Annotated in this window: 13 protein-coding genes; 11 read left to right on the forward strand and 2 right to left on the reverse strand. The window is 32.1% G+C overall.

Going from position 1 to position 15,118, the window contains the following annotated elements; genetic code table 11:
* Positions 1-11 precede the first annotated feature (11 nt).
* Positions 12-1,673 carry a hypothetical protein gene (locus tag D4A81_RS02460; protein ID WP_111526116.1) on the forward strand — a complete coding sequence of 554 codons (1,662 nt, stop codon included), beginning with the start codon at positions 12-14 and terminating at the stop codon, positions 1,671-1,673.
* A 252-nt stretch (positions 1,674-1,925) separates the two neighbouring features.
* On the opposite strand, the gene D4A81_RS02465 is transcribed toward D4A81_RS02460, so the two are convergent.
* Positions 1,926-3,254, reverse strand: coding sequence for an IS4 family transposase (locus tag D4A81_RS02465; protein WP_119808243.1), 1,329 nt, complete (start codon positions 3,252-3,254; stop codon positions 1,926-1,928).
* Between the two features lie 17 nt (positions 3,255-3,271).
* Entirely contained in the window at positions 3,272-3,469 is a 198-nt protein-coding gene (locus D4A81_RS02470; RefSeq protein ID WP_111525778.1) for a 2-C-methyl-D-erythritol 4-phosphate cytidylyltransferase, read from the reverse strand.
* A 342-nt stretch (positions 3,470-3,811) separates the two neighbouring features.
* Between D4A81_RS02470 and D4A81_RS02475 the strand changes: the two genes are divergently transcribed.
* From D4A81_RS02475 to D4A81_RS02520, 10 genes are all read left to right on the forward strand, one after another.
* Positions 3,812-4,762 carry an NAD-dependent epimerase/dehydratase family protein gene (locus D4A81_RS02475; protein ID WP_146247005.1) on the forward strand — a complete coding sequence of 317 codons (951 nt, stop codon included), beginning with the start codon at positions 3,812-3,814 and terminating at the stop codon, positions 4,760-4,762.
* Positions 4,755-5,900: a UDP-galactopyranose mutase gene (gene glf, locus D4A81_RS02480; protein WP_111525776.1), complete on the forward strand. Its 1,146-nt coding sequence runs from the start codon at positions 4,755-4,757 to the stop codon at positions 5,898-5,900. The genes D4A81_RS02475 and glf overlap by 8 nt, the downstream gene beginning before the upstream one ends.
* A 15-nt stretch (positions 5,901-5,915) precedes the next feature.
* A complete protein-coding gene (locus D4A81_RS02485) occupies positions 5,916-6,641 on the forward strand; it encodes a glycosyltransferase family 2 protein (RefSeq protein WP_111525775.1) in 726 nt (241 codons plus the stop codon).
* 3 nt (positions 6,642-6,644) lie between these two features.
* Positions 6,645-7,424: a glucose-1-phosphate cytidylyltransferase gene (gene rfbF, locus D4A81_RS02490; protein WP_111525774.1), complete on the forward strand. Its 780-nt coding sequence runs from the start codon at positions 6,645-6,647 to the stop codon at positions 7,422-7,424.
* Positions 7,425-8,483, forward strand: coding sequence for a CDP-glucose 4,6-dehydratase (rfbG, locus tag D4A81_RS02495; protein ID WP_111525773.1), 1,059 nt, complete (start codon positions 7,425-7,427; stop codon positions 8,481-8,483).
* A gap of 27 nt (positions 8,484-8,510) precedes the next feature.
* Entirely contained in the window at positions 8,511-10,286 is a 1,776-nt protein-coding gene (locus tag D4A81_RS02500; RefSeq protein ID WP_111525772.1) for a hypothetical protein, read from the forward strand.
* 94 nt (positions 10,287-10,380) lie between these two features.
* The gene (locus D4A81_RS02505) at positions 10,381-11,910 is read left to right on the forward strand and encodes a hypothetical protein (RefSeq protein ID WP_111525771.1); all 1,530 of its coding nucleotides are present in this window, start codon (positions 10,381-10,383) and stop codon (positions 11,908-11,910) included.
* 171 nt (positions 11,911-12,081) lie between these two features.
* Positions 12,082-13,233 (forward strand): glycosyltransferase family 4 protein, encoded by a 1,152-nt coding sequence (locus D4A81_RS02510; protein WP_162902540.1) that lies wholly within the window; start codon positions 12,082-12,084, stop codon positions 13,231-13,233.
* Positions 13,223-14,323, forward strand: a complete 1,101-nt coding sequence (locus D4A81_RS02515) for a glycosyltransferase (protein WP_162902541.1) — start codon at positions 13,223-13,225, stop codon at positions 14,321-14,323. Before D4A81_RS02510 ends, D4A81_RS02515 begins: the two co-directional genes overlap by 11 nt.
* Positions 14,320-15,114, forward strand: coding sequence for an ABC transporter permease (locus D4A81_RS02520; RefSeq protein WP_111525768.1), 795 nt, complete (start codon positions 14,320-14,322; stop codon positions 15,112-15,114). The genes D4A81_RS02515 and D4A81_RS02520 overlap by 4 nt, the downstream gene beginning before the upstream one ends.
* Positions 15,115-15,118 lie beyond the last annotated feature (4 nt).

Below are 15,118 nucleotides of genomic sequence, written 5' to 3' on the forward strand. Positions count from 1 at the left end.
GGTATTTATAGATGAGAATACAAAGATACTTAATAGCTTGGTTTTTAATCATTATAGTAGGATTGGGGTCAATAATTGGAATGGTATATTATGTTGACCCACTATTTCATTATCATAAGCCACGTGAAGATAAGTTTTTCTACTCATTAGAGGGCACTCACCAAAGAGAATTAAATGATGGTATAATAAAGCATTTTGATTATGATGCAATGATTACAGGAACATCTATGACTGAAAATTTTAAAACATCAGAAGTAGATGAATTGTTCAATGTTAATTCTATTAAGGTGCCATTCGCTGGTGCAACATATTATGAAATAAATAATAATATTAGAACAGCACTTAAATATAATCCCAAATTAAAATTAGTGATAAGGGGATTGGATGTTTCTATGATTGATGAGGATGCAGATAAACTGAGAATTGACCTTGGTGAATATCCTACATATTTGTATGATAATAATCCATTTAACGATGTAAATTATATCTTTAATAAAGATATAATTTTTGAAAGAGTGTATAAAATGATTAAAGATAGGAGTGAAAAAGATTTTAAACCGGGTATAGTATCTTTTGATGATTATTCAAATTGGACAAAAAATAATTATGGATACAGTTATGGGCTGAATTCAGAACACCTGTCAAAACTCGATTTTGATAAAATTGGAACGCCAATATTCTTAACAGAAGAGGAAAAAGAGGTGATTAAAGATAATATTACTAAAAATGTTACAGATATAGCAGATGAATATTCAGAAGTTTCATTTTATTATTTTTACACGCCATATAGTATATTGACATACTTAGGGTATATATCAGATGGTAGCATATATAAAAATATTGAAAAAATGGAGTATGCTACAGAACTGATTTTGGAACATAAAAATATAAAACTTTATTCATTATGTGGAGATATGAGTATTATTACGGATATTAATAACTATAGAGAAGAAATGCTAAATATTCCGAATCCTGATAATCCTAAAGTCAGTGATGAATTTTGGGATACGTCACACTATGGAGAATGGATAAATAGTTATATTTTACAGTGTATGTATAAGGATGAGTATAGACTAACGGAAGAAAATTATAAAGATGTTTTTGCCAAACAGCTTAGTGATATTTTAGAGTTTGATTTTCACAGTTTATATAATCAAGAGAATTACAAGAATGATTATTATATGGCGGCTCTGTATAATAGAAAGATATGGGGAGTCGAGCCAATAGACTTGATTGAAAACAATAATGGTATTGAATTAAAAAATGCCGAAATAGTAAGTGATCAAAAAGATGGTAAAAAGATTATAAAGTGTATAGGCAACCTACCAAGGTCATATGATAGTATAATTACTCCAGAGGACGTAATAGTTGGAGATAACTATATAGGTGCAAAAATTACATTGAATAATATTGGTAAACACAAATATATTGTGTTTTATGGTAAGAAAGTTGAAGGTTTGGGACAGCCGACAGTAATAGTGTTAGATGATAAAAAACAAAAAATAAATGAAGTTTCTGCAAGTTGTAATGATATAGGAAATGATTGGGAGCAGTATATTGTAGATATATCTCAACAAAATGGTGAAATAACAATTTATTTTAACGGTGGGTATATCGATGATGCGGGTGGTTTATATACTGAATATATATTTAGTGATATTATACTTTACTGATATAGATAATATAAAGAAATAAGTTGCTGGTTTACTGTTAAGAGGAAAAGTTATATTATTAGTAATATAATCCCATCTTCAACAGTTTGGGAATGGAAAAGTGGCTTGAAACCTTGTATTTACACAATGTCATTAACTTAACGTTTGGAGCATACTCTTGCAAATAAGGGTATGCTCTTTTTCTTTCACTTTTACTATTATTAGCTTAAAAAGAGCATAGTTCACCAGTTTAAATCGAAATACTTATTCAGTTTAGAAACTTCGCTTATGTGTATTCGAGAAATTTGCTGCAAGCTGTCCTTTAGTTCTGTGATAATGTCTATCATGCCTTATCGGCACTACATTTTTGCTTATTTCATCATACAATGCCTGTAGTAGCGCTACTTTTTTATTTCCATCTTTTTCTATAAGAATGTATATTAGGTCATTTTTCAGAAGTCCGATACTTAGGTTTCGGTTTAACTGCATTGTATGTTTATAATCATTCTTTAGGTGCTCCTGGCTACTTTCTTCTATATCACAGATTATATCTTCTGCAAGATTGTTAACATAAATAGTGCTGTTAATGTCCTGCTCAATAAGCACTGATTTTACCCCTGTGAAATTTTTGATTTTTAATCTGTCTTTCAAAACTTCATAGGCCGTCTCTATACCCCAGCGCATATGATACAGTTCTGCAAAGCATTCCTCTGGAAATTTATCCCGTGGAAGATTAGTAGCGAAAATTTCTGACTTTCCATCATCTAAACACACCTTTACAAATCTCATTGAAAAGGAATCTCTGCTCATCATGATAGTTTCTTCTTTTTTGCCAATATAATTTCTCCTTCTAGCCTTTGTTAATGTTATGTCGACATCCTCATCATTTGATTTTAATTCTTTCTGTTCAGCCTTATAGTCACTTGTTTTTAGTCTTGCTACAAAATACACTCCATCATCTATAAAATTCAAAAATGCCGGTGTCGAAGGATAACCTCTATCCATAACAACAAGATAGGGATATCTGTTTCCAATTGTATCCTTTATTCCTTTTAACTGTTCCTGGGCTACTCGCATCTCATCAAACTTTACGGTATTAATACTGATTTCCAGAATAAAGCGATTAAGAACGTCGTAAATACATCCCAGCCCAATCTGAGCACATGGTTTTCCTCCTCTCACTGAGGCACTTCCGTATTTCTCGATGGTTTCATCAGTTGTAGGAATATTTATATCAGATCCATCTGCAGCTAAAATAAGGAATCCTTTATAGGTATATAGTTCTACCTCTTCATCCTGGTAAAAATTTTTATTATGTTCCTGATAAAGAAACTTAAATGCGTCTGGATTTAATTTCATCCTTTGCTTTAGATAACCTGGTTTAGATATTTCTGTTCCCGGATGTGTTGTTTTCATATAATTTCGCAGCTCCATTTTGAGAGTAAGGCCCTTGCGATTAATCATAGAATACACTAAATCTTCTAGTGGCATCTTTCTACGTCTGACAAGAGTGTTTGTTTTGCCACCACGACATACCTCAAGAAATACATCTGAAAGAATATTATTCTGATCTTTTAATAGTCTATTCTGTGATTTTCTCACTACAGCCCTCCAATTATTTAATCCTCATCATAAACAAGACGAGGTTTCTTCTTAGCATAGGCTGCCTTCAAATATGGAATCTGCTCCCCAGTAACTGCACCCAGATTCGCTTTCACTGTCTGCACAACCTTGCCATCAATACGTTTGTTTTCAACAAGGCTGGCATAATAATACTTTTCACCTTTATATTCTTTTGTAAGTATTTTTATAAACATGCTACACCTCGTGATTTTTCTCACTATAAGTATAGCATAATTATCTTTTTTAAACTATCTTTTTGTAATATTTTTCTCACTACTCTTAAGTTAATGACATTGTTTATTTACAAGGCTTTAGAGGCTGTTTGTATGTTACAAACTGTTGAAGACCCGACATTACGATAATAAGGTTTTGTTATATTTTAGTAATACAATAAAAATATTTTAATACTTGAAATAGTCAAGGATATAAGAGATAATATAATAGGTTTTATAAATAAGTATTTACGTTTGATATGATGGGTTTGTTGTGCTATTAATATCGTGATATATGTGTAGAGCTTTAAAGGGAGTATATAGGTGAATGGAGAGATTATGAACATGAACAAGGTACTGGTAACGGGAGCTGATGGTTTTATAGGGAAAAACTTGGTGTATAATCTATTAGAGCTAGGTAAAGAAGTCTATGCCGTAGTATACCCGGGAAATAATATTTATGAGGGAATTAGCAATGATAAATTACATGTTAAGTGCATGGATTTGAATCAAGTTATGAATCATGTTAGAGAATTTCCAGAGGATATAGATGTAATGTATCATTTGGCTTGGATGGGAGTAAGACCTGAGGTTAGAAATGATTTAGATGTACAGATGATAAACTTAAATATGACTATAGATTGCATGAAGCTTGCTATAGCTATTGGAATAAAAAAAATAGTTTTCCCGGGTTCGACAAATGAGTATTTGTACTATGGTAAGCCACTCAATAAAGATGCGGTTCCATCACCAAATAATGCTTATGGTGCTACAAAGATTGCTCTTAGATATATATGTAGTGACTATGCACAGAGAAATAATATTGACTTTGTATATGCAATAGTAGCCGGAATATATGCAGCAGATAGAAGAGATAATAATGTTATATTTTATACAATAGATAAATTACTACACGAAGAGAAACCAAAGCTTACAAAACTGGAGCAACTTTGGGACTATGTATATATAGATGATGTGATAGATGCAATGGTTGCGATAGGGGAAAGAGGTAAATCAGGTGCAGTATATGGAATCGGACATGGAGATAATTGGGCTTTAAGTAATTATATAAAGATTATACATGAAATGATTGACCCAAGTCTACCACTTGGAATAGGAGAGATTCCATATAATAGTGATGTATTACCTTGTTCATGTATAGATTTGTCAGATATTGAAAGGGATACAGGATTTAAACCTAAGGTAGACTTTAGGGAAGGTATTCAAAAGGTTATAAATAAAATTAAGGAAGATTTGGTAGAAACAAATGGATAAGAAGTATTATGTGGTTGGAAGTGGTATAGTAGGTTGTGTATTAGCTAGAGAGCTTGCAGACGCGGGAGCACATGTGATTGTATTTGAGAGAAGAAATCATACCGGAGGAAATGTGTATGACTATAAAGATGAGCATGGAATCCAGGTGCATTTATATGGACCTCATATTTTCCATACCAAAATAAATAGAGTATGGGAGTATGTAACAAAATACTGTGAGTTTAAAGACTATAATCTTGTATGTGGTTCTGTAATGGATGGGAAATGTGTACCAACTTCATTTGATTTTGAGTCGGTAGATGTTTTTTTTCCGAAAGAGGCTGATACAATTAAAGAACATATAAAGATGGTGTTTGGTGACCAAAAAAGTGCATCAGTTCTAGATATGTTAGAATGTGAAGATGAGTATGTCAGAATGTTTGCACAGTATTTATATGATAAAGACTATGCCCCATATACTGCAAAGCAATGGGGGATTTCACCTGATAAAGTGGATAGACAGATTTTTAAAAGAGTTCCTGTTTTATTCTCATATGGAAGTAAATACTTTGACGATCCTTATCAAGCAATGCCTGTAAAGGGATACATGGAATTGATTGATAACTTACTTGATCATAAAAATATTGAAGTAAAAACAGGTGTTGAAGCACTTGAACACATAAAGATTAAAGACAATGAAATTTACATAGATAATGAAAAAATAGATGGAACAGTAATATATACAGGTCCTATTGATGAGTTGTTTGAATGTAAGTTTGGTAAATTGCCATATAGATCACTTAGATTTGAGTGGAAGTATGAAGATATTGAAAGCTTCCAGGACATGCCGGTAGTAGCATATCCACAAGCTGAAGGTTATACAAGAATAACCGAATATAAGAAGTTACCTGTGCAGGATGTAAGAGGTACGACCTATGCAGTTGAGTATCCACTTCCTTATGTACAGGGCGAGAGTAATGAGCCATACTATCCGGTTCTAACAGATGAAAGTAAAGTACTATTTGAGCAATATGCAGATCTTGCAAAAAGTGTAAAGGGATTGATTTGCTGCGGTAGACTGGCTGACTTTAAGTATTATAATATGGATTTGGCAATTAATAGAGCTCTTGAAGTGGCTGATGAAATTAAAAAGAATTAAAAGTAGGAGAAAGGTATGGGAGACACTTTATATATAGTTATGCCTACATATAATGAAGAGGCAAATATAAGAAATGTTGTTGAAGAATGGTATCCAATATTAGAAAAAGGAGACGAAAATTCAAGATTAGTAGTTTCAGACGGTGGATCTAAGGATAATACACTGGAAATATTACATGAAATGAAAAAAGAATATCCAAAGTTGGTGGTAATTCCAAAGCCGGGAACAGATCATGGTACAAAGGTTATACTGCTATATAAATATGCTATTGAGAAGGGGGCAAACTGGATATTCCAAACAGATTCAGATGGTCAGACATTACCTTCAGAGTTTGCAGAGTTCTGGAAGCTTAGAAAAAAATATGACATTGTAATGGGAAACAGAAAAAAACGTGGAGATGGTGCAGGTAGAAAGCTTGTTGAAAATGTTTTAAGAGTATATTTAAAACTGTTTTTTGGAGTAATGGTACCTGATGCAAACGCACCATTTAGACTTATGAAATCAGAAGTTGTAAATAAATACATAGACTTGATGCCAAGTAATTTTAACTTACCAAATGCCATACTTGCAGCATGTTTTTCAAGATATAAAGAAAGGGTAACATATAGAGTAGTAACTTTCCAGCCTAGGCAGGGTGGAAAGAACTACATGAATGTAAAAAGAATCTTTAAGATAGGCAGGGAGTCTATCAGTAATTTTGCAAAGATAAAGAAAAATCTAAAAGCATTTGAAGGGAGATAATAAGTGAAAGCAGTATTATTAGCTGGTGGACTTGGAACCAGAATTTCAGAGGAGAGCCATTTAAAGCCAAAGCCAATGATTGAAATTGGTAGTCAACCTATTTTATGGCATATAATGAAGTATTATTCAACATTTGGAATACATGAGTTTGTAATTTTGGCAGGATATAAGCAGAATAAAATAAAAGAGTATTTTGCAAATTATTTTGTATATAATTCTGATGTAACTTTTGATATGAAAAATAATAATATGGAAGTTCATCAGAGAAATGCTGAAGATTGGAAAGTTACAGTACTTGATACGGGACTTAATACTATGACAGGTGGAAGAATTCTTAGGGCAAAAGAACATTTAGTTGATGAGCCTTTTATGCTCACGTATGGTGATGGAGTAGCGGATGTGGATATAGATGCATTGCTTAAATTCCATCAAAATCATGGAAAGACTGCCACAATAACTACTGTAAGCTTAGCGCAGCAAAAAGGTGTACTTCAAAAAGAAGAATCGGGTCTTATTACATCATTTAGAGAAAAGAGCGAAGATGATTCAGCTATTATAAATGGTGGATTTATGGTTTTGAATCCAAATATATTTGATTATATTACAGAAGGTGATGCTACTATATTTGAGCAAAAGCCTATGTTAAAGCTTGCAGGAGACGGAGAACTTATGGGATTTGAACATGACGGATTCTGGCAATGTATGGATACTCAAAGAGAAAAAGAGAAATTGGAGAGCCTTTGGGCAAGTGGAAAGGCTCCTTGGATGAGGTGGACTGAATAGATGAATTTTGAAGAGTTAAAAAAGTTTTATGGTGGTAAGAAGGTACTTCTTACAGGACATACAGGTTTTAAAGGTTCTTGGTTGTCAAAGATACTTATAATGTGTGGTGCAAAATTGACAGGTTATGCATTGACTCCACCCACAGACACAAATATCTTTGATATATTGGGACTTGAAGATAAAATGAACTCTGTTATAGGAGATATAAGAGACTTAGAGCATTTAAAAAAGGTTTTTGATGAAGTACAGCCTGAGTATGTGATTCATATGGCGGCACAGCCTATAGTAAGAGACTCTTATGACAGACCGGTATATACGTATGAGACCAATGTTATGGGTACTGTAAATATCATGGAATGTGTAAGACTATCTAAAAGTGTGAAGAGTTTCTTAAATGTTACAACAGATAAGGTATATGATAACAAGGAACAGGATAAGGGATATGTTGAAACAGATTTCCTTGACGGGTACGATCCATATTCCAATTCAAAGTCTTGTTCAGAACTTGTAACCCATAGTTATAAGAAGAGTTTTTTAAATAGTTTGCCGGTATCTACAGCCAGAGCCGGAAATGTAATAGGTGGAGGAGATTTTGCAAAGGATAGAATAGTTCCTGACTGTGTTAGAGCTGCAATATCAAATACACCTGTTATAATTAGAAATCCAAACTCTATAAGACCGTTTCAACATGTACTTGAGCCTCTATTTATATATCTTGATATAGTTATGAGACAGGCAACAGATAGAGAAAAGTATGAAGGATACTATAATGTAGGACCTGATGACAGCGACTGCGTAAATGCACAGACTTTGGTAGAAAGCTTTAAAAGAGCATGGGGAGAAGGGTTTGATTTTAAAGTTCAATCAGATGGTGGTCCTCATGAGGCAGGATTTTTGAAGCTTAACTGTGATAAATTAAAAGCAGTATATGGTTGGAAACCGGGACTTAATGTGCACGGAGCTATTAACTTAAGTGTAGAATGGTATAAGGCTTGGAACAATGGTGAAGATATGGATGCTATTACTGAAAGGCAAATTTTATCTTATCTAGATAAATAGTGTAGATTTACTGTGAGAGGATTTAGAATGAAAAAGTTTGCACATTTGTTAATAGTGCTGTTGTCAGTTTATTTAGGATATATTTTTACAAATATTGCTGTACCAAGAGTCCAACTTTTCTTGGATCTAGCAAATTATGAGAGTACAGGTACCGTTGAGATTTTTAAATATGATACTGAATATAGATCACTCACAGCAAATAACGATGGAATATACTCTACTGGGTATACTGTATATGATGAGCCTGTAAATGTTTCTTTTTCTGTAGTTGACGGTGCACCTATTAATGTAAAAATCAATGATAAAGAGTTCATTAATGTAGATAAGATAAGTGATTATACAGTTGTTCCGGCATATTCAAATATATATGTTTTAAAAACAAATTATTTGGGATTTGCTTTTTTCCCTACATTATTCTTATTTACAGCGATATTTTTGGCTTCATTTGAATTTGTATTAAATAGAGTTATACTTACAAGTAAAGATAGATTTTTTAAAGTGGTATATTCAAAATTAGGGATTGAAAATATAGGTAAAAAACCAATAATTATATCATTTGTTATTACAGCTATTAGTATAATAATTTATCATGGGTGTGACTTGGTACCTTTGGTTGAAACGATGAAGCTATCAAGTTCAGGTACTGATATATACCAGCTTTTTGCATGCTTAAACAAATATAAAGATATAGAACTGTTTTTGTGGCAGTATGATGGTATGATGTTGGCATTTTATAAGTTAGTGAGCTGTATAAGTTATTTGCCATTCAAGTTTGATGTGAATTCATATCATTGGGGATATACAATACTGTATAAATTCGTAAATATCATACTACTTAATTTAACAGCTATTAGCTTGGTAAGTTTCATGCTTGCACACAATATTATACCAAGAGAGAAAAGTAAGAATATATATCTATGGACGGTATTAAATCCTGTTACTTTCTATGTGGCTGTGGTATTTATACAATTTGATGCCTTGCCGCTATATTTGTTTACATTGGGAGTGCTCCTATTGGATAATATTGAAGATAATAAAATACTACCATTTTTACTTATAGTATTTGGCATTTCCTGTAAGATTCCAATGATGATGGTTATGCCTGTAATTGGTATGATGGGATTGTATTTCCTATTAAAATCAAGAGGTGATAAACTAAAGAAACTTGCTTTATATTTTTTATTCTTCTTTGTTATGTTACTTGTAATATTCCTTACTCCAAGAATATTACATTCACCATTAGGTGTTGCCTATAGTGGAATGAGAGCTGCCCAAAGAATGTGGTGGACAACTGTGCAGTACGCTCCGGTTGTATACTTGTTTGTAACTGTGATGGTTATAGAGATAATTTGTTTATTGAATTATGTTAAGTTTAATCTGAAGGTTAGGGTAGTAGATTTAATTCAGAACAGTTTATTGATAGTAGCTGCTATTATATATGGTTTCAGCTTTTCTGTACTTAGTACTCCCGGAATATTTATCATAACTCTACCAGCATTTGCATTTATATATGCAAGAATGGAAGATAATTTACAAAGATTTATATTTGGATTTGGCGGATTATTTATGGTAGTGTATGTACTGTTTTCATCTATAGGAGATATCTCAGCTACATCAGTTTTTTTTGGTGGAAAAGCATACTTTGTAGAAATTGAACAAATGTATGTGGGAACACAAACAGGCACTCAGATAAATTCTGTTTTACATACAGTATCAAATTCGGCAATGCTTGGTTATGCTATAATCTTTTTTAAAGAGGCAGGAAAACACCTTAAAATAAAGAGAGAGGCAATAGAAAGATAAAATAGTATATTAATTATGAGTTTTATAATAGAGCCTATATCAATTTGATATGGGCTTTAATGTTGGTAAAATATGTGTATGAAGGAGAATGTTTGTGAAGGCAAATTTATCTAAAGATTTTAAAATGGAAAGTATGGTAAAATGCTTTGATTTAGACAATATATTAATAATGATGTCTATAGCATTTATAATATTTCCTATAATTATTTTTCTATGGGGATGGACTAATCTGATTGTGTCTTTAATTGGAACGGCTATATTAACTATTACAGGTGTTTATGTATATAAGGCTGTTGTTAAAGAGTTTACTATTTCTATAAAGAAAAATATAAGTTTCTGGGTTATTTCAATAGCGATAATAGTACTGTGGTGTTTATTTTCAGGAATAGGAAAATTTTCATATCAAACCCCGGATTTTAAGGCGAGAAACACTTTTTTTCATGATTTGTGCTATTGCAGTTGGCCCGTTAGCTTTGATATCGATAAGCAACCTGAGTTTGTTCGTAATATATTATCAAATGTTAAATCAGCCAATCTTGTATATTATTACGCATGGTGGATACCGGTAGCGGCTATTGTCAAAGTACTAAATTTAAATGTTATGGGTGCAAATATACTATTGCAGGTATATGCAACTGTAGAAGTGTTTTTAATATTTTACTGCTTGCTAAATGTACTAAAGAGATATTCGTATATAGCACTTTCAGCATTCATACTTTTTGGAGGATACGATTTCTGGATTTATTTTATTGAAAATTTCTCATTTCCGGTGATGGGACATGTGGAATGGTGGGCGAAGTACTTTCAATATTCATCTAATACTACACAGCTTTATTGGGTTTTTAATTCATCATTACCTATATGGCTTATTACTTGTATACTTATAATTTTACCGAAAAATAAATATAAGGCAGCCTGGGGAGCATTGTCATTTGCATACAGCCCCTTTGCAACAGTTTCTATGGTATTTATTGTATTAGCCGCAATGTTTAATACAAAATCTGAAAAGTTGTCTAACAAAGTAAAGGAGATGTTTTCTGCTGTAAATATTGTAACATCATTGTTTATGCTAATAGTATTAGGAAGTTATTATCTTCAGGTAAATATCGAAGGAACTTCGGTTGACGGGTGGATTTTTGATGTTTATCCGGAACAAAAATTGTTTACAGTATATTTGTTTTTCTTGATGGTAGAAGTAGGATTGTATTTTATAGTGATTGGATTTAAGGCTCATGAAGAACGGTTTTATTGGGTAACATTAATAGGGCTTATTTTGACTCCTTTTATAAAAATAGGGAGATATAATGATTGGTCATTAAAGGTGCCTTTACCATTGTTATTTTTATTAATGATAATTGTGGTAAGAAGATATTATATAGAAGATATAAAGATAAAGAAATATGCTATATTAACGGTATTATTTTTAGGTTATATGACTTCGACGGTAGAGCTACAGAGAAATATAGTAGGCACCCTTACTATGTCAGAGGAAGAGTACACATGGCATGTTATAGATACTTTTGGATATATAGACAGTGGAGAAGAAGGTGTTGATAAAATATTTGCTTTACAATATTTGGCACCTAGAGTAGATAATTTTTGGAATAGATATATTTCAAAGTAAAGTTGTACATGAATAACAAATAATTACAAATATAGTGAAGAGAAAACTGAGTTAACTAGGATTGGCACAGTTTTCTTTTTAATAAAAGTTTTATATAAATATGAGAATATTGTTATGTGTAGATGGACATTATCTGTTATAGTATTAGCAGAAAATTTAGGGAGATTGTATATGGGCAGTAAAAAAGCGTTATTGGTTACCACTGTAAGTGGATTTGTTCCACAATTTGAAATGTCAAATGTGGCTATACTTAAGGAGCTTGGATATGAAATACATTATGCATCAAACTTTCATAATCCATCATATGGAACAGATAATAAGAGACTTGAGGGTACTGGTATAATATGTCATCAGGTGGATTTTGAGAGAAGTCCATTCGACAAGAAAAATTGGCATGCTTATAAACAGCTTGTAAATATAATGAAAGAGGAAAAAATAGATTTAGTACATTGTCATACCCCAATGGGAGCGGTACTTGCGAGATTGGCGGCAAAAAAATGCGGTATAAAAGATGTGTTGTATACTGCTCACGGATTTCATTTTTTCAAAGGTGCTTCTATAAAAAACTGGCTTATATACTATCCTGTTGAAAGATTTCTATCAAGATATACCGGTACACAAATTTGCATAAATATTGAAGATTTTAATATTGCCAGGAAGTTTAGAGCTAGAAATGTTGAGTATGTAGCAGGGGTAGGGATAGATACAAGTGATATAAAAGAACAGTCTAATATAACAGATGAAGAAAAAAATGAGTTAAGAAAAGAGCTTGGAATAAAAGATACAGATAGAGTCCTTATAACAGCTGGAGAGATGATTGAAAGAAAGAATCAGCAATTTTTACTAGAAATAATAAATAGAATAAAAGACAAAACGAATTTAAATATAAAGTTTATACTATGTGGACATGGTAGACTGGAATCCAAGTTGAAAAACAGTGCAAAATCTCTTGGTATAGAAGATAATGTTATATTTGCAGGGTATAGATCAGATATATATAAGATTCTTGGATTAGCAGAAGTGTTTTTGTTTTCTTCTTTTCAAGAGGGGCTTCCGGTAGCAGTGATGGAAGCTATGGCTGTGGGATTACCTGTGATATGCTCTAAAGTAAGAGGAAATGCGGACTTAATAGATCATGAAAAAGGAGGCTATGTAGTAGACAGGTTTGATGTCTGTGTATGGTCAGATTTAATTTATAGTTTACTTATGGATAATAATAAGCTAAAATCATTCGGAGAGTACAACATGGTGAGGATTAAGGAATATGATCGAAGCAATGTTGAAAAAGAAATGAGAAGAATATATGAGTTTTATGAAAAATAAAAAAAAGTCATGTATTGTTTTTTTGAAAAATGAAAATGATGGTTCGTCATATTATAGACTTTTTCAATATATGAAAAACTGTAGGATAATAAATATGACTCCAAGCAATATATATTGGTTTTATTATGGATCAAAAAAAGCAAATAATAAAATTAGAAAACTTGTGATGGGAGTTGTTACAGTACTAAATGTATTAAGTGCTATTATATTAGATAACTTGATATGGAAGTCAAGAACAGTTATAATCAATAGAAGGTTTTTTCCTAGAAGTTGTCCCAAAATATTGGAATTATTACTTGAAAGATATTTAAACAAAAGAAGATTGTATTGGGATTTTGATGACAACATAATTTTTGATGGTGAAATTAGCCAAAGAGAGGCCTTGCTATTGGAGAAAAAATCAGATGGTATTATAGTTACAAATGAATACTTGGCAAATACAATTTCAACGAAGCATGCGAATAAAGTAAAAATTTTGGCTACTACTGATTGTGAGTTTGAAAATATAGATATAGAAATAAGCATAGCAAAAAGAAAGTCTCAGTTTGAGAAAGAGATTGTAATTTGCTGGGTAGGAACTATGAATAACCTACAATACTTGGTAGATATATTACCTGCATTAGATGAGGTGGCAAGATATTGCAAAGATAGGTTACAAAAGAAGGTCAGACTAAAAGTAGTGGCTAATAAAAAAGTTGATTTTAATTTGAAATACTTGTATATAGAGAATATTGAATGGACAAGACAAAAAGCCATAACGGTTATTGAAAATTCACATATAGGTCTTATGCCACTTATTGATGATGAGTATACCAGAGGAAAAGGTGGGTTTAAGGCGATACAATATATGTCCGCCGGAGTAGTACCAATACTTTCAGATGTGGGGTATAATGTTAAGGTTGCTATAGAGGGTGAATCAGGTATTTTTTGTAAAAACTATAGTGATTGGAAAGAAAAAATCATTTTGGTTTCAAAAGACTTAAAACTATGGGAGACACTGGCAAAAGGAGCCAGATTGAGATGGCTTGATAAATTCAATCCAAGAGAGAGTAGAGAGTTTTGGAGTCAAATAATTGAGGAGGATATATGAAAAGATTGCTTTTTTTCCTTAAAAATGAAAGAAAGATGTTCATTAAACTAACAAAGAATGATTTTAAGGCAAGATATACCGGTTCTTATTTAGGAATTGCATGGGGAGTTATTCAGCCTATAATCACTATTTTGATTTATTGGTTTGTGTTCACAGTAGGACTTAGAAGTGGACAAAGACCGGACGGTTCACCATATATTATTTGGATGGTATCAGGGATGATTCCATGGTTCTTCTTTTCAGATGCACTTGGTGCAGGAACCGGAGCATTTATGGAATATGGATATCTGGTAAAGAAGTTGAACTTTAATATAGGCTTGATTCCGGTTGTAAAAATAGGGGCCTCACTGATTATTCATATTATATTTTTGACTGTAACAACTATGATATTCAATTTTTTTGGATATCAGGCAGATTGGTTTTATTTACAATTACTATATTATATGTTTTGCAATGTATGTCTGGTATTGGGGATTGTTTTATTTACATCGTCTCTCACGGTATATATGAGAGATGTCAGCCAATTGGTGGCAATTGTAATCCAAATCGGATTCTGGGCAATACCTATTGTTTGGGGTCCTGAGGTATTGACAGGTAAGTTTAAGCTTATATTCCAGTTAAATCCTGTGTTTTATATTGTTGAGGGGTATAGAGATTCATTTATGACACATAAGCTTTTCATAGAAAAGCCTATTTATACAATATACTTTTGGATATTAACAGGTCTATTCCTTTTTGCAGGAATGTATACATTTAGAAAACTTAAACCATATTTTGCAGATGTATTATAGAGGA

The sequence above is a fragment of the Lachnoanaerobaculum umeaense genome, assembly GCF_003589745.1.
Classification (GTDB): Bacteria; Bacillota; Clostridia; order Lachnospirales; family Lachnospiraceae; genus Lachnoanaerobaculum; species Lachnoanaerobaculum umeaense.

Excerpts from the sequence above, each read along its gene's own strand:
- D4A81_RS02460 (WP_111526116.1), top strand. The coding sequence starts at position 12 with ATGAGAATACAAAGATACTTAATAGCTTGGTTTTTAATCATTATAGTA.
- D4A81_RS02470 (WP_111525778.1), bottom strand. The coding sequence starts at position 3,469 with ATGTTTATAAAAATACTTACAAAAGAATATAAAGGTGAAAAGTATTAT.
- glf (WP_111525776.1), top strand. The coding sequence starts at position 4,755 with ATGGATAAGAAGTATTATGTGGTTGGAAGTGGTATAGTAGGTTGTGTA.
- D4A81_RS02485 (WP_111525775.1), top strand. The coding sequence starts at position 5,916 with ATGGGAGACACTTTATATATAGTTATGCCTACATATAATGAAGAGGCA.
- rfbG (WP_111525773.1), top strand. The coding sequence starts at position 7,425 with ATGAATTTTGAAGAGTTAAAAAAGTTTTATGGTGGTAAGAAGGTACTT.
- D4A81_RS02500 (WP_111525772.1), top strand. The coding sequence starts at position 8,511 with ATGAAAAAGTTTGCACATTTGTTAATAGTGCTGTTGTCAGTTTATTTA.
- D4A81_RS02510 (WP_162902540.1), top strand. The coding sequence starts at position 12,082 with ATGGGCAGTAAAAAAGCGTTATTGGTTACCACTGTAAGTGGATTTGTT.
- D4A81_RS02515 (WP_162902541.1), top strand. The coding sequence starts at position 13,223 with ATGAAAAATAAAAAAAAGTCATGTATTGTTTTTTTGAAAAATGAAAAT.
- D4A81_RS02520 (WP_111525768.1), top strand. The coding sequence starts at position 14,320 with ATGAAAAGATTGCTTTTTTTCCTTAAAAATGAAAGAAAGATGTTCATT.